Origin of the sequence: Curtobacterium sp. MCPF17_018, assembly GCF_003234135.1 — a bacterium.
GTDB classification, from domain to species: domain Bacteria; phylum Actinomycetota; class Actinomycetes; order Actinomycetales; family Microbacteriaceae; genus Curtobacterium; species Curtobacterium flaccumfaciens.
This window is the reverse complement of record NZ_QKSJ01000005.1, coordinates 110,561-130,100: the sequence shown is the minus strand read 5'-3', so window position 1 is coordinate 130,100 and position 19,540 is coordinate 110,561. Positions and strand designations below refer to the sequence as shown.

Genomic DNA, 19,540 nt, shown 5'->3' with positions numbered 1-19,540 from the left:
CAGGAACGAGCCGTAACGGGGCGGAAACGTGCCGGGCCAGAACCGGAAACAGCGCCACGTTAGCTTTCGGTTCACTGAGTACCCGCTCAGCACCCCTCCACTCCACCCGAAGGAACTGCGCCCATGCAGCACCGACCACGGCTGCGCCCCCGCGCGACGATCGTCTCCTCGACGCTCGTCGCCGCCGGGGCGTTCGGCCTCGCCGTCCTGACGGCCGCTCCGGCCCAGGCAGCACCCACCGCGACCACCGCCACCATCGACGCCCCGGCCACCGTGACCGTCGGCACGGCGATCGACGTCGACCTGACGATCCCGGAGACCGCCGACGTCTACGCGTACGAGATCACGCTCGAGGCCGACTCCGTGCAGTACCGGGACGACAGTGTCACCGGCCCGGACGGCGGCTTCGACAGCGTCGAGCAGGACGGCGACGCCCTGACGATCGTGCACACCCGCCTCGGCACCTCGCCGGCACTCGAAGGCGACCTGGCCACCTCGATCTCGCTGACCCCGACGGCCGTCGGCAGCGTTGACCTCGACATCACGAGCATCACCCTCGTCGGCTCCGACGGCACGTCGACGACCCTCGTCGACCCGGCGAGCACCACCGTCGTGGTCGCGGCGGCCGCAACGGCCACTCCGACGCCCGCCCCGAGCGCCACGCCGACCCCGGGAGCGACCACGCAGCCCGGCACCGGCACGGGCGGCGGCCCCGGCGACCCGACCGCACCGGGCGCCGACCCGACCGACGGCGCCACCGCCGTGGCAGGAGCCGGCGGGGACCGTCCGACCGGAGGCGACCTCGCCTGGACCGGCGCCGACGTCGCGCCGTGGATCGCCGCGTCCATCGCCCTGCTCGCAGCCGGCGGCACCCTGATCACCCTGCGGGCCCGTCGTGCCCGCCGCGACCGCACCGGAGCCTCCGCATGACCGCCACGAAGCAGGCCGCCACGAAGCAGGCAGCCACGAAGCAGGCCTCCCGCAAGCAGGCCCCCAGCAAGAAGCGCACCGCCGTCGCCGGCGCATCGCTCGTCGCCCTCGTCGGCACCGTCCTCGCCGCGACCCCCGCGATCACGGCCACCGCAGCACCCGCGGCCGTCGACGCCAGCCCCGCCGCCATGCTCGCGCCGTACTACACGGACCTCGACCTGACCGGCGACGACCAGGTCACCCGGGCCGACCTCGCCGTGCTCACCGACCACCTCGGTGCGACGACCGCGAGCACGGACTGGGCGACGGTCAGCGCCGCGGACACCGACGCCGACGGCACCATCACCGTCGCCGACCTGGCCGGGTTGTCCCAGCGGATGATCTACGACGACGGCCCGTTCGAGCTCGTCGAGGCGTCGACCATCGACATGCAGGCCGCGATGAACGCCGGCGTCACCACGTCGGTGGCGATCACGCAGGACTACCTCGACCGCATTGCCGCGTACGACCGCACGAAGGTCGACACCGCGTCGACCGGGCGTCCGCTCAACTCGATCGTCACCACGAACGCCGACGCCCTGGCCGCCGCGAAGACCGCGGACGCCGAGCGCGCCGAGCACGGGATGACGAGCATGCTGCTCGGCGTGCCGATCGCGGTGAAGGACAACTACGACACGAAGGACATGCCGACCACCGGTGGCTGCGGCTGCTGGGACGACAACCAGACCGACACCGACGCCGCCATGGTCTCCGGCCTGCGCGACGCCGGCGCCGTGATCCTGGCGAAGGCGAGCCTCGACGAGTTCGCCTTCGGCTTCGTCTCCGAGTTCTCGTCGAACCAGCCCGCCGGCTCGTCGCTCCTGGTCGCCAGCCCGTACAACACGGCGCAGACGGCCGGTGGCTCGAGTGGCGGCACCGGGGCGGCGATCTCCGCGAACCTCGCCGGGATCGGCTTCGGCACGGACACGGGCGGCTCGATCCGCGTGCCGTCGACGTACAACCAGCTCGTCGGCATCCGGCCCACGGTCGGCCTGACCAGCCGCGACGGGATCATCCCGCTCGCCTTGTCCCAGGACACCGGTGGCCCCATCACCCGCTCGGTGACGGACGCGGCGGTCGCGCTCGACGCCGTGACCGGCGTGGACGCGGCGGACCCGGCGACGAGTGCGCAGGCCGGCAAGGTGCCGACGTCGTACACATCGTCGCTCGACGCCGACTCCCTGCAGGGCGCCCGCATCGGCTACGTGACGAGCATGGTCGGCACGAACGCCACGACGAAGCGCCTGTTCGACGCCTCCGTCGCGAAGCTCCAGGCCGCCGGTGCCACCGTCGTCCCGATCACCGCGACGACGGCCTTCAACCGGGTCCTGTCCGAGGGCAGCGGCAGCACGAACGAGTTCAAGCACGACCTGGACGAGTACGTCGCGAAGCACCTCGACCCCGACGTCGCCGCACGCTCGCTGCAGGGCATCCTGGCCTCGGGCGAGTACGTGCCGAGCCGCAAGAGCACCTACCAGTCGCGTGACCTGATCACCGACGCGCAGTACCAGGCGTGGGCCGGCCCGACGGGGTCGCACACGACGCAGCTCGCCACCGGCAAGCAGCTCGTGACGCAGATGCTCGACGACCAGGACCTCGACGCACTCGTCTACCCGTCGGGAACGCCGTACAGCACGCAGTCGACGAACATGCGCCTCAGCCCGAACACCGGCATGCCGGCGATCACCGTCCCGATGGGCCAGGCGACCGCTGCCGACAACACGATCACCGGCGCCGGCGTGAACCTGGAGTTCCTCGGCCGCTCGTTCGACGAGAGCACGGTCATCGGCCTCGGCTACGCCTTCGAGCAGGAGACGCACGCGCGCACCGCGCCCGCGCTGTACCCGGCGCTCGGTTGAGCTGAGCGGGTCGCGATCGCGACCACGTGACGCGCAGGAGGCCCGGTGCCAGCTGGCACCGGGCCTCCCGTCCGTCCGCTCCGTCAGTTCAGGACCGGGGTGTCCTCCGGTACGACGCCGTCGGCGTACAGGTCGGTCGCCAGGTCACGGAGCGCGCGCAGCGCGACCCGCTGCGTGAGCGGGCCGTACGAGATGCGGGCGACGCCGAGTGCCTCGTACTCCGCGGCGGCCAGTGCGCCGGGCAGGCCGATGACCGAGAGCTTGCCGCGGCCCAGACCGGCGACGAGTCGCTCGACCACGGAACGCTCGATCGCCCCGGGCACGAAGACCAGGGCGGCGCCGTTGTCCAGGAACGCCTTGCCGCGGGCGATCGCGTCCTCGATGCTCTCGTCGATCGGGCGCTCGCCGCCGCGCACGATCGCGTCGGTGCGGGCGTTCAGCTGGAAGTCGACGCCCTCGGCCTGTGCCGCAGCGGTGATCGCGGCGACGCGGGCGACCGCCTCGTCGAAGGGTCGAAGCCGGTCCTCGACGTTGGCGCCCACGATGCCCGAGCCGATGGCGCGGCGGATCGTCTCGGCGGGATCCTCGTAGCCGTCATCCAGGTCGGCGGTGACCGGCAGGTCCGTGGCGGCGGCGACGATCGCCGCCCCGGACAGCGCGAGGTCGAGGGGCATGCCGCCGTCCTCGTACCCGTACGACGCGGCGATCGAGTGCCCGGCGGTGGCGATCGCCTTCGTGCCGGGCAGGTCGCTGACGACCTTGGCGGTGATCGCGTCCCACACGTTCACGACGCGCAGGATCTCGGGGGCTTCGTGCAGTTGCTTGAGGGTGACGGCCTTGTCGGCGGTGCTCGTGCTCATGCTGCCGAGCGTAGGCCGACGGGGCGGCGCCGGGCCGCGAGCCCACCCGAAGACGACGTGGGATGACGTCGGGAGTCGCGCCGGGCCTCCGGGCAGGGGCATGCTGGGACGCATGGCGAGCGACGAGCAGGACCCGGTCGGCACGCTCCGTGGGGTCCGGACGAGCATCAAGTGGACGCGGTACGCGCCCGACGTGCTGCCCCTGTTCGTCGCCGAGATGGACCACGACGTCGCGCCGGCGATCCGGCAGGCCCTGATCGAGCGGGTCTCGCAGTCCGACCTCGGGTACCTCGACGGCCCCGGGCCGCTCGCTCCCGCCTTCGCGCAGTTCGCGCTGGACCGCTGGGGCTGGGAGATCGACCCGTCGCGGATCCACCTGGCCACCGACGTCAGCGTCGGGATCGTCGAGTCGCTCCGGCTGGCGCTGCCCGACGGCGGCCGCGTCGCGATCACGCCGCCGGTGTACCCGCCGTTCTTCGAGCTCGTCGAAGAAGCTCGATGTCAGGTCGAGGAAGTCCCGCTGCTCGAGCAGTGGGGGCAGTACCGGCTCGACCTCGAGGGCCTCGAGCGCGCGTTCGCCGACGGGGTCGGCGTCTTCCTGCTCTGCAACCCGCACAACCCCGTCGGACTCGTGCACGACCGGGCCGACCTCGTCGCGATCGCCGAACTGGCCGCGAAGTACGACGTCCTCGTCATCAGCGACGAGATCCACGCGCCCCTGACCCACCCCGGCGTGCAGTTCACCCCGTTCGCCGCCGTCGCCGAGCCGCTCGGTGCCCGCAGCGTGTGCGTGACCTCGGCGAGCAAGGGGTGGAACCTCGCCGGTGTGAAGTGCTCGGTCATCGTCGCCGGCGATCCCCGGACCGCCGCGCTCCTCGACACCCTGTGGGAGGAGGTCGCCTGCCGCACGAGCATCCTCGGGCTGCACGCGAACCTGGCGGCGTTCACCCTGGCGACGGACTGGCTCGACGACGTCGTGGCGCGCATCGTGGCGAACGACCGACTGCTCGCCAAGCTCCTCGCCGAGCACCTGCCCGGGGTCGTCTACACGCGGCCGCGCGCCGGGTACCTGGCGTGGCTCGACTTCCGGGGCATCGGCCTCGGCGACGACCCCGCGGTGCCGCTGCGTGAGAACGCGTTCGTCGCGCTGAACTCCGGGCTCGGGTTCGGGTCCGAGGGGCGCGGGTTCGTCCGGCTCAACCTGGCGTGCTCACCGGAGACCCTGCGCGAGGCCGTGTTCCGGATCGCCTCGGCGTACCCGTCGAGCGCGCAGGAGGGGCTGGTCTGGCACGTCGCCTGACCTGCGGAACGGCGTCGTTTGCCGGCTACGCAGCACCGAGTGAGCACAAGACGTCGGGTCGGCGGCGCGCACTCGATGTCTTCTGCTCACTCGAGCCCGCCGGCGTCAGTCGATGTACTGGTTGCGGCCGACGACGCGGATGCGCAGGTCGTCGTCGCGGTCCATCGCGAGGAGCTCGCGGGCCACGAACCCGACGGACGGCCACCGGGACACCTCGGTCACCATGAAGCCGTCGATGAAGACCTGCCACGCGCCGGCCTCGCGGACCGCCTGCACCTCGTACGTCGCCATGCCGCGAGCGTACCGGGACCGGGCCGCCGTCAGTGCAGGCCGAACATCAGCGCAGGCCGAACGTCAGTGCAGGCCGAACGTCAGTGCAGGTCGAGGGTCATGTGCACGTCGGCCCGCACGTACGGGCTCGGGGCGATCTCGTCCTCGCGCAGGTGCCGGAAGCCGAACGCCTCGTACAGGTGCACGGCGCTGGTGAGCTGCGCGTTGCTCTCCAGGTCGATGCGGCGTGCGCCGAGTTCGCGTGCCCGGTCGAGTGCCGCGGTGATGAGCTTCCGCCCGGTGCCGTGCCCCTGGTGGTCGGGGGAGACGGCCATCTTCACGAGCTCGAACACGCCGGGGGTGGTGGGCACGACCCCGATGCACCCGATGACCTGGTCGTCGAGCCGGGCGACCAGGACGGCCCCGCCCCGCTCCACGACCCGGCCGACGGGATCGGAGAGGAACACGCGGTCCTCGTCCTCGAGGGTGAAGTACCGGGTGATCCAGGCCTCGTTGAGCGTGCGGAACGCTTCGGCGTCCGCGGGGGTGGCGAGGTCGGCGATGGTGACGGTGGAGGTCGCTTCGGGCATGCAACCATCCTCGATGGACGATGCAGTCACGTCCAATACTCGTTCGCGCTGATCGATACGCTGGGTGCATGGATCGAGAACCCGACGTCGACCTCCGGCAGCTGCGGGCGTTCCTGGCCGTCGCCGACGAGCTGCACTTCGGCCGAGCTGCCGAGCAGCTGCGGATCGCCCAGCCCGCGCTGTCCCAGCAGATCCGGCGGACCGAACGCGCGCTCGAGGTCGACCTGTTCGTCCGGACCAGCCGCAGCGTGGCCCTGACCGCCGCCGGCCGGGTGCTGCAGGGCCGTGCGCGGTCGTTGCTCGGGCAGGTGCGACGGGACCTCGACGAGACGGTGCGGGTCGGTCGGGGCGAGGTCGGTCGGCTCGACGTCGGGTTCGTCGTCTCCGCGCTGCCCCTCGGTCCGATCGAACGCGTGCAGGCGTTCCGGGAACGCTACCCGCTGGTCCGGGTGGAACTGACCGAGGGGTACTCGTCGACCCTGCTCGCCCGGATCGTCCGCGGCGAGCTCGACCTCGCCGTCGTCCGCGATGCCGACCCTGACCCCGCCGTGCGACTGCTGCCGTTCCGGTCCGAGGCCTTCGTCGCCGCTGTCCCGCGCGGCCACCGGTTGGCGGATCGGGATCGCATCCGCGGCACCGAGCTGGTCGACGAGCCGTTCGTGTTCTTCCCGGCGGTCGCGGGGGCCCTGGCGACCGAGCGCAACCTGGCACCGGTCACCGCCGGCGGCCGCCGGCCCGTCGTCGTGCAGGAGGCCACGACCTGGGCGACCGTGCTGCACCTGGTCGGGGTGGGCCTCGGTGTCACGGTGGTGCCGGAGAGTGCCGCGCTCGCCGCACCCGACACGGTGGCGCTCCTGCCGCTCGAGGGCAGCGACCACCGCAGCGAGCTCGCCTGGGCGATGCGCGCCGACGACGACCGCGAGATCCTGCGCAACTTCGTCGCCGCGGACTGACCGAGCGGACCGGGCGCGCGAGCGGACGCCGGTCGCGCATCCTCGCTCAGCCGAGCGACAGGACGGGCGCCCGGTGGTCACCGAGCTCGTCGATGCGCCACGGCCGAGCCCCGCGCAACGTCAGGCCGAGCTGGACGAGCACGAACCCGACGTGCGGCTCGACGTCGGGGTCCCACGGCCCCTCGACGCCCAGGCCGAACGCGCCGAGTTCGTCGTCGGCCTCGTCCCGCAGCGTCAGCCGCCACCGGCCGTCGCCGAGCTCCTCGACCACGGCCCAGCGGGCGGTGCCGAACCGGCTCACGCCGTCTTGGTGATGTCCGCGGTGAAGTTCTGCACGCGCTGCAGCAGGGAGGCGCCACGCATCGCGATCGTCGCCGGCGGGTTCAGGTGCGGGGGCGCGGTGCGGATCAGCATCGGGCACCCGAGGTCTTCGCAGATGTACGTGCCGATCGTGTTGCCGTTGCGCCCGGACTCACCGGCACGTGCGGCGGAGAACAGCCGGACCTGGGTCGCGGGCTGCGGCGAGTGGCAGAACGAGCACATCGCGGCGATGCCGGGGCGCAGCGAGCCACCGGCGGACCGGACGACGATGCCCACGGGGCGCTCGTCGATCCAGGACACGATGTAGCCGCGGCGGGCGGCCTGTGGATCGCGCCAGCCCAGGAACTCGCGTTCGTCCCAGAGTGTCTCGTGCAGGCCGGGGATCGGCAGCTGTGCGAGCTCGTCGGGGGTGGCGTTCACGAACGACGATCGGATGTCGGCTTCGGTCAGTGGCTTCACGGTGCTGACACCCTATTCCTCGCCTCCGACAGGGCGCTACGACAGCCTGGAGGCGCGGATCGCCCCGAGCGCGCTGCTCCCGTCCGCCACCAGCACCGCCCGGCGCAGGGCGTCGCGTCCGACGCGACGGGCCGCCGCGTCGTCCGCGGCGAACTCCACGAGCACACGCGTCGACCGCGCCATGGCGCGCGCACCGGGCACCCACGGCACCGCACGTTCGATCGATTCCGCGACCGCGACCGCAGCCGCGTGGTGTTGGGTCAGGTGGGCGCGTTCGTGGGCGACCACGGCCTCCAGTTCGTCGGTGCGCAACCGGTCTGCCAAGCCGGTGCTGACGAGGACGCCACCGCTCCGACCCGGCACGGCGCACGCCAGTGCGTGGTCGGCCTCGACGACGGCGACGGGGGTGCCGTCGATCTCGCGGTGCGGGGCGACGCCGGAACGCATGGCCTGCCGGACGGCCTCGTGTTCCGGGCCGGGGCGCACCCGGACCGCGACGACGAACGCGACGACCGCGAGCAGCGCGACGCCGACGTTGAAGCCGTGCGTGGGGGAGCCGTCCCCGCCGAACAGCTCCGTGACCGGACGGTCAGCGAGCACCACGAGGGTGATGCCGGCCACGAAGCCGACGACGCCGAGCAGGACAGCGACCGACCAGCAGACCAGCGCGGTGCGGGGCAGGTCGATCGTCCAGGCGGAACGGGTCAGGACCCGGGGCGCGAACACCACCACCGCGAGTGCGAGGACGATGAGCGTGATGCCGGCGACGACCACGGTGCGCAGCCGGTCAGGAGCGGGCGCGGGCGTCGAGGGCGCGGCGCAGGGCCTCGAGGTCGTCCGAGGCGAGCGAGCCGGTGAACTGCAGCAGCGCGGCCTCGCGGTCGGACGACGCGGCCAGCGCGCTCGACATCAGGGACGCGGTCTGCTCGTCGCGACTGTGCACCGCGCGGAACGTCAGGGGAGCGTCGTCGTGCTGTTCCCGTTCCACCTGGCCCTTCCGGCCGAGCCGGTCGAGCACGGTGAGGACGGTCGTCAGCGCGGGGCGGGGCTCCGGGAACGCGTCGAGCACCTGGCGTGCGGTGAGCCCGGAGTCGGCGGAGCGGAGTGCGTCGAGCACCGCCTGCTCCAGCTGCCCGCGGGGGCGCGATCGTTGTCCGGCCATCCCCGCATTCTACGAGATGTCGAAGGCTGGACCACGACACACGCTCGTAACGCGGTCTCGGTATGCTCTGGGCGGACAACTGAACACACCGGCCGCTCATCCGTCGCGGGAGACGCCGTGCACGTACCTCCGGGTACGTCGTGCCCCCGGGCGCACGCACGGCACCGAAGGAGCAATCCCCCCGTCAATCTCTCAGGTCCCACACCGCAGCGGACAGGCCACTCTGAAAAGCAGACGCTCGGTCGTCTCGCCCACGGTGAAAGCCGCCGGACCTCACGGGCCGCGGTGAAACTCTCAGGCCCATGACAGAGGGGGAGTTCCACCCGGCGATCGTCGCCGGGTCCTGCCGATGCCAGGAGAACTCCGCCATGAGTCCGTCCCCACTGCCCACGCCGGGTCCGCGTTCGTCGCCGCTCGAAGCCGTGCACGAAGCCGCCGGAGCGACCTTCACCGACTTCGCCGGGTACCGCATGCCCGTGCGCTACTCGTCGGACCTCGCCGAGCACCACGCCGTGCGCCAGGCCGCCGGGGTCTTCGACCTGTCGCACATGGCCGAGATCGGGGTGACCGGCACCGAGGCCGTCGCCTTCCTCGACCACGCGCTCGCCGGGTCCTTCGGCACGATGCCGATCGGCCGCGCCAAGTACTCGCTGCTGCTCGCCGAGGACGGCGGGATCCTCGACGACCTCGTCGTGTACCGGACCGACGACGACGTCTTCCTCGTCGTCGCGAACGCCTCCAACCGCGATGTCGCCGTCAGTGCGCTCACCGCGCGGGCCGACGGGTTCGACATCGAGGTCTCCGACGACTCCGACACCACAGCCCTCGTCGCCGTGCAGGGACCAGCGGCGGCCGGCACGCTCGACGCCCTCGTGGTCGCCGACCGCCTGCAGCCCGAGACCCCGCTCGACGAACTCGGCTACTACCGGGTGCTGCACGCGCTGTTCGACGGTGCCGACGTGCTCGTCGCGCGCACCGGGTACACCGGCGAGGACGGCTTCGAGGTCTACACCGACCCTGACACCGCCCCGGTGCTCTGGGATGCCCTGCTCGAGGCCGGTGCCGACCGCGGGGTCGTCCCCGCAGGGCTCGCCGCACGCGACACCCTGCGGCTCGAGGCCGGCATGCCCCTGTACGGGCACGAGCTCGGCACCGACGTCCGTCCGGCCCAGGCCGGCCTCGGCCGTGTCGTCGCGAAGGACGGCGACTTCGTCGGTGCGGCCGGCGTCACCCCGTCCGCGGACGCCCGGGTGCTCGTCGGCCTGGTGACCGAGGGCCGCCGTGCTCCCCGAGCCGGCTACGACGTCGTGCTCGACGGCACGGTCGTCGGCACCGTGACCTCGGGCGCGCTCTCACCGACGCTCGGACACCCGGTCGCGATGGCCTTCGTCGACCCGGGCGCGCTCGCCGCCGTGTCGGACGGGGCACAGGTCCTCCACATCGACGTCCGCGGGACTGCCGTCCCCAGCACGGTCTCCGCGTTCCCCTTCTACCGCCGCGCCTCGAAAGGCTGACCCAATGACCGACCAGACCGCACTCCAGTACACGGCCGACCACGAGTGGCTGCTCGTCGAGGGCGACACCGTCACCGTCGGCATCACCGACCACGCCGCCGAGCAGCTCGGTGACGTCGTCTACGTCGAGCTCCCCGCCGTCGGCACCGCCACCACCGCCGGTGAGCAGATCGGCGAGATCGAGTCGACCAAGAGCGTCGGCGAGCTCTTCGCCCCGATCGAGGGCGAGGTCGTCGAGGTCAACGACGCCGTCGTCGACACCCCCGACACCGTCAACCAGGACCCGTTCGGTGCCGGCTGGCTCGTGAAGATCAAGGTCGACGGCACCTCGTTCCCCGAGGACCTGATGGACCACGACGCGTACCGGGCCTCCATCGCATGACCGCGTTCGAGAACCTCCAGACGACCTTCGCCGACCGCCACATCGGCACCACCCCGGCCGACCAGCAGGCCATGCTCGACGTCGTCGGGCAGCCGTCGCTCGACGCCCTGGTCCGTGCGGCGATCCCGGAGTCCATCCACGTCGGCCCCGTCGCCGACTCGGTGATCCCGGCCGCCGTCGGCGAGACCGAGGCGCTCGCCGAGCTCCGCGCGAAGGCCGGCCGCAACACCGTCCGCCGCGCCATGATCGGCCTCGGCTACCACGGCACCCACACGCCCGCGGTGATCCAGCGGAACGTGCTCGAGAACCCGAGCTGGTACACGGCGTACACGCCCTACCAGCCGGAGATCTCGCAGGGCCGCCTCGAAGCACTGATCAACTTCCAGACGATGGTGTCCGACCTGACCGGCATGGCCACCGCCGGCGCCTCGATGCTCGACGAGGGCACCGCGGTGGTCGAGGGCATGCTCCTCGCCCGGCGCGCGTCCAAGGTCAAGGGTGACGCGTTCCTCGTCGACGCCGACCTGCTGCCGCAGACCCGTGCGCTGCTCGACCACCGTGCCGACGCCGTGGGCATCACGCTGCGCGCGTTCGACGCCGCCGACGGCCCGAGCGACGACCAGCTCGACGGCGCGTTCGGCGTCGTCCTGCAGTACCCGGGCGCCTCGGGCCGCATCGTCGACCCGTCGTCCGTCATCGAGCGGGTCCACGCCGGTGGTGGCATCGCCGTCGTCGCAGCCGACCTGCTCGCGATGACCCTGCTCGCCAGCCCCGGCGACCTGGGTGCCGACGTGGCCGTCGGGACGAGCCAGCGCTTCGGCGTCCCGCTCGGCTTCGGTGGCCCGCACGCCGGCTACCTCGCGGTGCGCGCCGGCCTCGAGCGCCAGCTCCCCGGTCGCCTGGTCGGGGTGTCCTTCGACGCCGACGGAGCGATGGCCTACCGCCTCAGCCTGCAGACCCGCGAGCAGCACATCCGCCGCGAGAAGGCGACGAGCAACATCTGCACCGCGCAGGTCCTGCTCGCCGTGATGGCCTCGATGTACGCGGTCTACCACGGGCCCGAGGGCCTGCGGTTCATCGCCGGCCGGGTCGCGCGGACCACCGGTGCGCTCGCCGCCGTGGCGCGTGACGCCGGGGTCGAGGTCGTGCACGACGCCTTCTTCGACACGCTCACCCTGCGGGCCGTCGGTCGCGCCGAGCCGATCGTCGCGGCAGCGCAGGACGCCGGCTACCTGCTGCACGTCGTGGACGCCGACACGTTCCAGCTGTCCGTCGACGAGACGACCACGCCCGACGACGTCGTGGCGCTGGCGGGCGTGCTCGGGGCGGTGGACGTGACCGTCCCCGCGACCGAGACGGCCGTGCGCGACGCGGCCACGGGCCTCCCGGCCGCCCTGCAGCGCGAGAGCGACTACCTGACGCACCCCGTCTTCAGCGCACACCGTAGCGAGACCCGCATGATGCGGTACCTCAAGCACCTGTCCGACAAGGACTACGCGCTCGACCGCGGCATGATCCCGCTCGGCAGCTGCACGATGAAGCTCAACGCGGCGACCGAGATGGCGGCGGTGACCTGGCCGGAGTTCGCGAACATCCACCCGTTCGCACCGCGCGAGGACGTCGAGGGGTACCTCGACATGATCGGCGACCTCGAGTCGTGGCTCGCCGAGGTCACCGGGTACGACACCGTGTCCCTGCAGCCGAACGCCGGCAGCCAGGGCGAACTCGCCGGCCTGCTGGCCATCCGCGGGTACCACCAGGCCAACGGCGACAGCGAGCGCACGGTCTGCCTGATCCCGTCGAGCGCCCACGGCACGAACGCGGCGTCCGCGGTGCTCGCCGGCATGAAGGTCGTCGTCGTGGCCTGCGACGAGAACGGCAACGTCGACCTCGAGGACCTCCGCGCCCGCGTCGCCACCTACGCCGACACCCTCGCGGCCCTGATGATCACGTACCCGTCCACCCACGGCGTCTACGAGCACGACATCCGCGAGATCTGCGACGCCGTGCACGACGCCGGCGGCCAGGTCTACGTCGACGGCGCGAACCTCAACGCGCTGCTCGGCCACGCCCGCTTCGGTGACTTCGGCGGCGACGTGTCGCACCTCAACCTGCACAAGACCTTCTGCATCCCGCACGGGGGTGGCGGTCCCGGCGTGGGACCCGTCGCTGCGAAGGCGCACCTGGCACCGTTCCTGCCCGGCCACCCGTTCGCGCAGCAGGCCGACCGGCGCTCCGGCGCGATCACCGCCGAGGCGGACGGCCGCCTTGCGCACGCCGGCGGCCCGGTCAGTGCGGCACCGTACGGCAGCCCGAGCATCCTGCCCATCACGTGGACGTACGTCCGGATGATGGGGCTCGAGGGCCTCACGCGTGCGACCGAGGCCGCGGTCCTCGGGGCGAACTACATCGCGGCTCGTCTGCGCGACGCGTTCCCGGTGCTGTACACGGGCGACGACGGACTGGTCGCGCACGAGTGCATCCTCGACCTCCGTCCGCTGCGTGACACCACCGGCATCACGGTCGACGACGTCGCGAAGCGCCTGGTCGACTACGGGTTCCACGCGCCGACGATGTCGTTCCCGGTGGCGGGCACGCTCATGGTCGAGCCGACCGAGAGCGAGGACCTCGCCGAGCTCGACCGCTTCGTCGACGCCATGCTCGCGATCCGGGCCGAGGCCGCAGCGGTGGAGCACGGGGAGTGGCCGGCGGACGACAACCCGCTCGTGCACGCGCCGCACACCGCCTCGTCGGTGATCTCGGGGGAGTGGGCGCACGCCTACACCCGGGAGCAGGCTGTCTACCCGCTGCCGGGCATCAGCGGCCGGAAGTACTGGCCGCCGGTGCGTCGCATCGACCAGGCGTACGGGGACCGCAACCTGGTGTGCGCCTGCCCGCCGATCGAGGCGTTCGCCTGATCCGACCGGCGCCGACACCCCGTCGTCGCCCCGCGCTCGGTCGCCGAACGCTTCGTGCCCCGTCCGGTCCTCCGGGCGGGGCACGGTCGCGTCCGGCGCAGCGTCGGACGGTCACGACACCCCGCTCAGTTCCGCCGAGTGGTCGCGAACCGTCGTCCGGGCCTGCTCCCACCGACAGATCGTGACCACTCGGCGCGCCACCCACGGCAGGTCCCGACCGCTCGACGCACCCCCTCAGCCGTACCCCTGAGCGATGCTCGCCCGTCCCCGACTTGCACAGAAGTGTGGCGGAGTGCAACGGATTTCATGCAGATGCAACAAAAACGCACCCTCCATCGCCAGGCGCGCAAATCTTGCATCTTCTCGCAACGATCGTGCAAGTTGGTTACCGGCGTGTAACCGTTCGCCCCAGGGTTTGGACGCCGCTGTTCACCTTGCCTACAGTGCAAAGGTCAAACGCGCCCGGGTGACACCGCTGTGCCCTTGCGCGTCCCATGCACCAGGAGGAACCTTGATCAAGAAGCGCGCCGGGCTCTCAGCCCTCGCCGTGCTCGGGGCCACAGCACTCGCCCTGACCGCCTGCTCCAGCAACAGCTCGTCGAACGGCGGTGACTCGGGTTCGGCGAACGCGTCCGGGATCGTCACCACGAACGGCAGCGAGCCGCAGAACCCGCTGATCCCGTCGAACACCACCGAGACCGGTGGCGGCAAGATCATCGACTCGCTCTTCGAAGGCCTCGTCTCGTACGACGCCGACGGCAAGCCGGTCAACGAGGTCGCGAAGAGCATCAAGACCGATGACTCGAAGACCTTCGACATCACGCTCAACACGAACTACACCTTCACCAACGGCGAGAAGGTCACGGCCGAGTCGTTCACCAAGGCGTGGGACTGGGCTGCACAGAAGTCGAACGCCCAGGGCGCGAGCTACTTCTTCGAGAACATCGAGGGCTACGACGCCGAGAAGGACTCGAAGCTGACCGGCCTCAAGGTCGTCGATGACGACGAGTTCACCGTCACGCTGAAGTCGGCGCAGTCGGACTTCCCGCTGTCGCTCGGTTACTCGGCGTTCGTCCCGCTGCCCTCGGCGTTCTACGACGACACCAAGGCGTTCGGCGAGAACCCGATCGGCAACGGTCCGTACAAGCTCGACGGCAAGAGCGCCTGGACCCACAACCAGTCCATCAAGCTCGTCACCAACAAGGACTACGAGGGCAAGCGCAAGCCGAAGAACGGCGGTCTGACCATCACGTTCTACACCTCGCAGGACACCGCGTACTCCGACGCCCAGGGCGGCAACCTCGACGTCCTCGACGCAGTGCCGGACGCAGCCTTCGCGACCTACAAGTCCGACTTCCCGGACTCGAACGTCAACCAGGCCGCCGCGATCTTCCAGGCGATCTACCTGCCCTACTACCTCGACCACTGGAAGGGTGAAGAGGGCAAGCTCCGCCGCGAGGCCGTGTCGATGGCGATCAACCGCAAGCAGATCACCGACAAGATCTTCGACGGCACCCGCACCCCGGCCAAGGACTTCACCTCCCCGGTGATCGACGGCTGGAGCGACGACCTCAAGGGCGCAGACGTCCTCAAGTTCAACAAGTCCGAGGCCAAGAAGCTCTGGGCCGAGGCCGACAAGATCTCGAAGTACGACGACACCCTCACCATCACGTACAACGCCGATGGTGGCCACGAGGCCTGGGTGACCGCGGTCACGAACTCGATCTCGAACACGCTCGGCATCAAGGCCGAGGGCAACGCGATCCCGACGTTCCAGGAAGCCCTGGACCTCCAGACGAACGACAAGCTCACGGGCGGCAGCCGCACCGGTTGGCAGGCCGACTACCCGTCGCTGTACAACTTCCTCGGCCCGACCATGGGTGAGGGCTCGTCGAACAACTACTCGCGGTACGACTCCAAGGAGTACAACGACCTCCTCGCCGAGGGCCGTTCGGCTGCGACCGTCGAAGAGGGCAACAAGATCTTCGACCAGGCACAGGAACTCCTGTTCGAGGACCTGCCCGAGATCCCGCTCTGGTACTCCAACGTGACCGGTGTCTGGAACGCGGACAACGTGTCGAACGTGAAGTTCGGCTGGAACTCGGTGCCGCTGTACTACGACATCGAGGTCCAGAAGTAACGCTGGTCTCGTAGAGACCACCACGCGAGCAGGTATCCTGCCTCGCGACCACCGGACGGGGGTTCGGGGACCACACGGTCCCCGAACCCCCGTACCGCGGCGGTAAGACCTTCCCCACACCGCGGGCGCTCGCCCGCACCGGACATCCGTGCCGACCCTCGGACCGTCCACCCCTCACCACAATGAACCTGATCGACATCGCTCCGGACCGGGCAGTGATCTGATGCTCTGGTACCTCGGCAAGCGCCTCCTGCAACTCATCCCCGTGTTCTTCGGGGCCACGTTCCTCATCTACTTCATGGTCTTCTCGCTGCCCGGCGACCCGATCGCCGCGCTGTTCGGCGACCGCCAGCCGTCGCCGCAGGTCATCGAGACGCTGCGACAGCAGTACAACCTCGACAAGCCGTTCATCATCCAGTACCTGCTCTGGATCGGTGGCGTGTTCCGCGGTGACCTCGGCCTGACGTACTCGGGCCAGCCGGTCAGCTCGCAGCTCGCCCAGGCCTTCCCGATCACGGCTCGACTGGCCATCCTGGCGCTCGTCTTCGAGGCCGTCGCCGGCATCGTCGTCGGTGTCATCGCCGGTCTGCGCAAGGGCAAGCTGTTCGACGCCACCGCACTCGTCGTGTCGCTGCTGCTCATCTCGGTGCCGACCTTCGTCGTCGGGTTCGTCCTGCAGTACGTGTTCGGCATCAAGCTCGGCCTGTTCCGGGTCACGGTGTCCGGTGACGCACCGTGGTCGGAGCTCGTGCTGCCGGCGATCGTGCTCGCCTCGGTCTCGTTCGCCTACATCGTTCGTCTGACCCGAGCGAGCGTCGCCGAGAACACCAGCGCCGACTTCGTGCGGACCGCCACCGCGAAGGGCCTGCCGCGTCGTCGTGTCGTCGGCGTGCACATCTTCCGCAACTCGCTCATCCCCGTGGTGACCTACCTGGGTGTCGACATCGGCAACCTGATGGTCGGCGCGGTCGTCACCGAGGGCATCTTCAACATCAACGGCGTCGGCGGCACGGTGTTCCGCGCCGTCAAGCTCGGCGAGGGCCCCACGGTCGTGTCCTTCGTCGCCGTGATGGTCATCATCTTCATGCTCGCCAACCTCCTGGTCGACCTGCTCTACGCCGTCCTGGACCCGAGGATCCGCTATGCCAAGTAACGCCGCACCCCGTTCGGCGACGCACTACGTCGCCCCGATCGAGGAGACCCCCCTGCAGGCGGTCGACCAGGTCAACGAGGACGAGAAGACCCGATCGCTGTGGACGGACGCGTGGGAGTCCATGCGGACCCGACCGACGTTCTGGATCTCCTCGGTCCTGATCCTGCTCATCGTCGTCGTCGCGATCTTCCCCGGGCTCTTCACGCACGTCGACCCGCGGGCGTCGAACCTCAACTTCAGTGACGAGGGCGCGCGCCCCGGGCACCCGCTCGGCTACACCCGCCAGGGCTACGACGTCTACGCCCGCGTGATCTGGGGCGCACAGAACTCGGTCATCGTCGGCATCGTCGCGACGGTCCTGGTGTCGCTCGTCGGCATCATCATCGGTTCGCTGGCCGGCTTCTACGGTGGCTGGCTCGACACGATCGTGTCCCGGATCGCGGACATCTTCTTCTCGATCCCGACCATCCTCGGCGCGATCGTGATCATGTCGGTGATCCCCGCCCGGAACGCCATCACCGTCGCGCTCGTCCTCGCTGCCTTCGCCTGGCCGCAGATCGCCCGCATCATGCGTGGTGCCGTGCTCAGCGCCAAGCAGTCGGACTACGTGATGGCTTCCGCTGCCCTCGGCGTCAGCCGCTTCAAGACACTGGTCCGCCACGTCATCCCGAACTCGCTGGCTCCGGTCATCGTCGTCGCGACGGTGTCCCTCGGCACGTTCATCGTCGCCGAGGCCACGCTGTCGTTCCTCGGTATCGGTCTGCCGCCGTCGGCGCTCAGCTGGGGCCTCGACATCGGTACGGCCCAGACCTCGATCCGGACCAACCCGGCGACGATCTTCTGGCCGTCCGCCGCCCTGTCCATCACCGTGCTCGCGTTCCTGCTCCTCGGTGACGTGGTGCGCGATGCGCTCGACCCGAAGGCGAGGGCCCGCCGATGAGCGAGACACTGACCCAGCCGAACAGCAGCCGCACCGGCGGTTCCGGTGCACCGCTGCTCGAGATCCGCGACCTGCAGGTCGGTTTCAAGACCCAGAGTGGCCTCGTGCAGGCCGTCCGCGGCGTCGACCTCACCCTCGAGCAGGGCGAGCGCCTGGCCATCGTCGGAGAGTCCGGTTCCGGCAAGTCGACGAGCGCCCAGGCGATCATCAAGCTGCTCCCCGGTACCGGTCAGGTCACCGGTGGCTCGATCAAGTTCAACGGGCGTGAGCTCGTCGGTCTGAGCGACAAGGAGATGTCGGAGATCCGCGGGAAGGAGATCGGCTACGTCCCCCAGGACCCGATGTCGAACCTCAACCCGCTGTGGTCGATCGGCTTCCAGGTGGAAGAGGCGATCCGTGCGAACGGCATGGCGACCGGCAAGAAGGCCGTCCGTGACCGTGCCGTCGAGGTCCTGCAGGAAGCCGGCCTCGGCGACGCGTCGACCCGTCTGAAGCAGTACCCGCACGAGTTCTCCGGCGGCATGCGGCAGCGCGTGCTCATCGGCATCGGCCTGTCGAGCCGCCCGCAGCTGCTCATCGCCGACGAGCCGACGAGTGCGCTCGACGTCACCGTCCAGCGCGTCATCCTCGATCACCTCGAGACCCTGACGCGCGACTTCGGCACCTCGGTGCTGTTCATCACGCACGACCTCGGACTCGCCGCCGAGCGTGCCGAGAAGCTCGTCGTGATGTACAAGGGCCAGGTCGTCGAGGCCGGTCCCTCGAAGGAGATCCTGGCCAACCCGCAGCACCCGTACACGCAGCGTCTCGTCGCGGCGGCCCCGTCGCTGGCCAGCCGCCGCATCCAGTCGAAGGTGCAGCACCAGCGGGTCGACATCGCCGACGCCGGCAACGACGACGCCGAGCTGATCCACCGGGCCCAGGAGCGCGAGCACCGTCCGACCGAGGACCTCATCGTGGTGAAGAACCTCGAGAAGGTCTACAAGCTGCGCGGCAAGAACCGCGCCACGCGCGAGCTCAAGGCCGTCGACGACGTGTCGTTCTCGATCCAGAAGGGCACCACCACGGCGCTCGTCGGCGAGTCCGGTTCGGGCAAGTCGACCGTCGCGAAGCTCGTCCTGCAGCTCGAGAGCATCACGAGCGGCACCGTGCAGTTCGACGGCATCGACATCGGCGCGCTGAAGGGCAAGGACCTCTTCGACTTCCGCCGCCGCGTGCAGCCGGTGTTCCAGGACCCGTACGGCTCCCTGGACCCGATGTACAACGTCGGGAACACGATCGCCGAGCCGCTCGCCACGCACAAGGTGGGCGACAAGGCCTCGCGTCGCGCCCGGGTGCTCGAGCTGCTCGACCAGGTCGCGCTGCCGAAGTCGATGGTGAACCGCTACCCGAACGAACTGTCCGGTGGTCAGCGACAGCGCATCGCCGTCGCTCGCGCGCTGGCGCTCAAGCCGGAGGTCATCGTCCTCGACGAGGCCGTCTCCGCGCTCGACGTGCTCGTGCAGGGTCAGATCCTCGATCTGCTCACCGAGCTGCAGACCGAGCTCGGATTGACGTACCTGTTCATCACGCACGACCTCGCGGTCGTCCGCCTCGTCGCGGACAACGTCTGCGTCATGCGCCGTGGGCAGATCGTCGAGAAGGCGACGACCGACGAGGTCTTCGCCGCCCCGAAGGAGCAGTACACGAAGGACCTCCTGGCCGCCATCCCCGGCGCCGGGTTCGAGTTCGGACGCTGATCCACCTGGAC

At 70.5% G+C, this 19,540-nt stretch carries 18 protein-coding genes and 1 riboswitch; of the genes, 11 read left to right on the top strand and 7 right to left on the bottom strand.

Annotated elements, in window-relative coordinates; translation table 11 throughout:
- Positions 1-123: 123 nt before the first annotated feature.
- A complete protein-coding gene (locus tag DEJ27_RS07860) occupies positions 124-930 on the top strand; it encodes a hypothetical protein (protein ID WP_110860603.1) in 807 nt (268 codons plus the stop codon).
- Entirely contained in the window at positions 927-2,828 is a 1,902-nt protein-coding gene (locus tag DEJ27_RS07855) for an amidase family protein (RefSeq protein ID WP_181435547.1), read from the top strand. Before DEJ27_RS07860 ends, DEJ27_RS07855 begins: the two co-directional genes overlap by 4 nt.
- 83 nt (positions 2,829-2,911) lie before the next feature.
- On the opposite strand, the gene DEJ27_RS07850 is transcribed toward DEJ27_RS07855, so the two are convergent.
- Positions 2,912-3,688 (bottom strand): isocitrate lyase/phosphoenolpyruvate mutase family protein, encoded by a 777-nt coding sequence (locus tag DEJ27_RS07850; protein WP_110860601.1) that lies wholly within the window; start codon positions 3,686-3,688, stop codon positions 2,912-2,914.
- Between the two features lie 112 nt (positions 3,689-3,800).
- On the opposite strand from DEJ27_RS07850, the gene DEJ27_RS07845 reads away from it, so the two are divergent.
- The gene (locus DEJ27_RS07845; RefSeq protein ID WP_258369884.1) at positions 3,801-4,988 is read left to right on the top strand and encodes a MalY/PatB family protein; all 1,188 of its coding nucleotides are present in this window, start codon (positions 3,801-3,803) and stop codon (positions 4,986-4,988) included.
- Positions 4,989-5,093: 105 nt separating this feature from the next.
- On the opposite strand, the gene DEJ27_RS07840 is transcribed toward DEJ27_RS07845, so the two are convergent.
- Together DEJ27_RS07840 and DEJ27_RS07835 are read right to left on the bottom strand one after the other, a co-directional pair.
- Positions 5,094-5,279: a hypothetical protein gene (locus tag DEJ27_RS07840; RefSeq protein WP_110860597.1), complete on the bottom strand. Its 186-nt coding sequence runs from the start codon at positions 5,277-5,279 to the stop codon at positions 5,094-5,096.
- A gap of 80 nt (positions 5,280-5,359) precedes the next feature.
- Positions 5,360-5,848 (bottom strand): GNAT family N-acetyltransferase, encoded by a 489-nt coding sequence (locus tag DEJ27_RS07835; RefSeq protein WP_110860595.1) that lies wholly within the window; start codon positions 5,846-5,848, stop codon positions 5,360-5,362.
- 68 nt (positions 5,849-5,916) lie between these two features.
- On the opposite strand from DEJ27_RS07835, the gene DEJ27_RS07830 reads away from it, so the two are divergent.
- Positions 5,917-6,801, top strand: coding sequence for a LysR substrate-binding domain-containing protein (locus DEJ27_RS07830; protein WP_110860593.1), 885 nt, complete (start codon positions 5,917-5,919; stop codon positions 6,799-6,801).
- Between the two features lie 46 nt (positions 6,802-6,847).
- Here the strand turns inward: DEJ27_RS07830 and DEJ27_RS07825 are convergent, their stop codons facing one another.
- The 4 genes from DEJ27_RS07825 to DEJ27_RS07810 are packed head-to-tail and all read right to left on the bottom strand — an operon-like array spanning position 6,848 to position 8,743.
- Positions 6,848-7,102: a hypothetical protein gene (locus DEJ27_RS07825; RefSeq protein WP_017887084.1), complete on the bottom strand. Its 255-nt coding sequence runs from the start codon at positions 7,100-7,102 to the stop codon at positions 6,848-6,850.
- On the bottom strand, positions 7,099-7,581 hold the full coding sequence (locus DEJ27_RS07820; protein ID WP_027464546.1) for an FBP domain-containing protein: 483 nt from the start codon (positions 7,579-7,581) through the stop codon (positions 7,099-7,101). Before DEJ27_RS07820 ends, DEJ27_RS07825 begins: the two co-directional genes overlap by 4 nt.
- Positions 7,582-7,617: 36 nt before the next feature.
- A complete protein-coding gene (locus tag DEJ27_RS07815) occupies positions 7,618-8,355 on the bottom strand; it encodes a M56 family metallopeptidase (protein ID WP_110860591.1) in 738 nt (245 codons plus the stop codon).
- 13 nt (positions 8,356-8,368) lie between these two features.
- Entirely contained in the window at positions 8,369-8,743 is a 375-nt protein-coding gene (locus tag DEJ27_RS07810; protein ID WP_110860589.1) for a BlaI/MecI/CopY family transcriptional regulator, read from the bottom strand.
- Positions 8,744-8,839: 96 nt separating this feature from the next.
- Positions 8,840-8,960: riboswitch (glycine riboswitch) on the top strand.
- A 151-nt stretch (positions 8,961-9,111) separates the two neighbouring features.
- Here DEJ27_RS07810 and gcvT point away from each other — a divergent pair.
- The 7 genes from gcvT (at position 9,112) to DEJ27_RS07775 (ending at position 19,529) form a co-directional block, all read left to right on the top strand.
- The gene (gene gcvT, locus DEJ27_RS07805; RefSeq protein ID WP_110860587.1) at positions 9,112-10,257 is read left to right on the top strand and encodes a glycine cleavage system aminomethyltransferase GcvT; all 1,146 of its coding nucleotides are present in this window, start codon (positions 9,112-9,114) and stop codon (positions 10,255-10,257) included.
- A 4-nt stretch (positions 10,258-10,261) separates the two neighbouring features.
- On the top strand, positions 10,262-10,639 hold the full coding sequence (gcvH, locus tag DEJ27_RS07800; protein ID WP_110860585.1) for a glycine cleavage system protein GcvH: 378 nt from the start codon (positions 10,262-10,264) through the stop codon (positions 10,637-10,639).
- Entirely contained in the window at positions 10,636-13,557 is a 2,922-nt protein-coding gene (gcvP, locus tag DEJ27_RS07795) for an aminomethyl-transferring glycine dehydrogenase (protein ID WP_111090655.1), read from the top strand. Before gcvH ends, gcvP begins: the two co-directional genes overlap by 4 nt.
- A gap of 511 nt (positions 13,558-14,068) precedes the next feature.
- A complete protein-coding gene (locus DEJ27_RS07790) occupies positions 14,069-15,697 on the top strand; it encodes an ABC transporter substrate-binding protein (protein ID WP_111090654.1) in 1,629 nt (542 codons plus the stop codon).
- A gap of 223 nt (positions 15,698-15,920) precedes the next feature.
- Positions 15,921-16,850 carry an ABC transporter permease gene (locus DEJ27_RS07785; protein WP_110860579.1) on the top strand — a complete coding sequence of 310 codons (930 nt, stop codon included), beginning with the start codon at positions 15,921-15,923 and terminating at the stop codon, positions 16,848-16,850.
- The gene (locus DEJ27_RS07780) at positions 16,840-17,790 is read left to right on the top strand and encodes an ABC transporter permease (RefSeq protein ID WP_111090653.1); all 951 of its coding nucleotides are present in this window, start codon (positions 16,840-16,842) and stop codon (positions 17,788-17,790) included. Before DEJ27_RS07785 ends, DEJ27_RS07780 begins: the two co-directional genes overlap by 11 nt.
- Entirely contained in the window at positions 17,787-19,529 is a 1,743-nt protein-coding gene (locus tag DEJ27_RS07775; RefSeq protein WP_110860575.1) for an ABC transporter ATP-binding protein, read from the top strand. Before DEJ27_RS07780 ends, DEJ27_RS07775 begins: the two co-directional genes overlap by 4 nt.
- Positions 19,530-19,540 lie beyond the last annotated feature (11 nt).

Bases quoted from the DNA above. Each gene is read 5' to 3' on its own strand.
- gcvT (WP_110860587.1), top strand. From the start codon at position 9,112: ATGAGTCCGTCCCCACTGCCCACGCCGGGTCCGCGTTCGTCGCCGCTC.
- DEJ27_RS07855 (WP_181435547.1), top strand. From the start codon at position 927: ATGACCGCCACGAAGCAGGCCGCCACGAAGCAGGCAGCCACGAAGCAG.
- DEJ27_RS07850 (WP_110860601.1), bottom strand. From the start codon at position 3,688: ATGAGCACGAGCACCGCCGACAAGGCCGTCACCCTCAAGCAACTGCAC.
- DEJ27_RS07845 (WP_258369884.1), top strand. From the start codon at position 3,801: ATGGCGAGCGACGAGCAGGACCCGGTCGGCACGCTCCGTGGGGTCCGG.
- DEJ27_RS07830 (WP_110860593.1), top strand. From the start codon at position 5,917: ATGGATCGAGAACCCGACGTCGACCTCCGGCAGCTGCGGGCGTTCCTG.
- DEJ27_RS07840 (WP_110860597.1), bottom strand. From the start codon at position 5,279: ATGGCGACGTACGAGGTGCAGGCGGTCCGCGAGGCCGGCGCGTGGCAG.
- gcvH (WP_110860585.1), top strand. From the start codon at position 10,262: ATGACCGACCAGACCGCACTCCAGTACACGGCCGACCACGAGTGGCTG.
- DEJ27_RS07775 (WP_110860575.1), top strand. From the start codon at position 17,787: ATGAGCGAGACACTGACCCAGCCGAACAGCAGCCGCACCGGCGGTTCC.
- gcvP (WP_111090655.1), top strand. From the start codon at position 10,636: ATGACCGCGTTCGAGAACCTCCAGACGACCTTCGCCGACCGCCACATC.
- DEJ27_RS07785 (WP_110860579.1), top strand. From the start codon at position 15,921: ATGCTCTGGTACCTCGGCAAGCGCCTCCTGCAACTCATCCCCGTGTTC.
- DEJ27_RS07780 (WP_111090653.1), top strand. From the start codon at position 16,840: ATGCCAAGTAACGCCGCACCCCGTTCGGCGACGCACTACGTCGCCCCG.
- DEJ27_RS07810 (WP_110860589.1), bottom strand. From the start codon at position 8,743: ATGGCCGGACAACGATCGCGCCCCCGCGGGCAGCTGGAGCAGGCGGTG.
- DEJ27_RS07860 (WP_110860603.1), top strand. From the start codon at position 124: ATGCAGCACCGACCACGGCTGCGCCCCCGCGCGACGATCGTCTCCTCG.
- DEJ27_RS07835 (WP_110860595.1), bottom strand. From the start codon at position 5,848: ATGCCCGAAGCGACCTCCACCGTCACCATCGCCGACCTCGCCACCCCC.